The sequence below is a fragment of the Chryseobacterium sp. SIMBA_029 genome (assembly GCF_046535275.1).
Lineage (GTDB): Bacteria > Bacteroidota > Bacteroidia > Flavobacteriales > Weeksellaceae > Chryseobacterium.
This window is the reverse complement of record NZ_JAWRXA010000069.1, coordinates 1-389: the sequence shown is the minus strand read 5'-3', so window position 1 is coordinate 389 and position 389 is coordinate 1. Positions and strand designations below refer to the sequence as shown.

Below are 389 nucleotides of genomic sequence, written 5' to 3'. Positions count from 1 at the left end.
ATATCAGATATGACACCTTGTCTGTTAATAACCAGTTTATATTCGACCCTGCAAGAAGTAATGTTTTCACTTACGAAGAAAAAATCATGGCGGGTTATCTGGCTTACAGACAGAAATTTGAAAAGCTTCAAATCAATGCTGGGTTACGAGTTGAAAACACACAGAGTATTTCAGATGCGATGAACTCTGTTGTTTCAAGAAATTATCTTGAATGGCTGCCCTCTTTTAGTGGAAGCTATTCTTTTAATAAATCTAATGAATTGTCTTTTTCCTATAGCAGAAAAATAACACGGCCCGTTTTCTCACAACTTAACCCTTTTCGGTTTTATTTTAGTCCCTTGAATTATTGGATAGGAAATCCTTATTTGTTGCCCTCTTTTACCACTCAG

Annotated in this window: 1 protein-coding gene; it reads left to right on the top strand. The window is 35.5% G+C overall.

The window, feature by feature from the left end:
• Positions 1-389 (top strand): TonB-dependent receptor domain-containing protein (locus SB679_RS23245; RefSeq protein ID WP_410704653.1); only part of this gene is annotated, 389 nt, incomplete at both ends.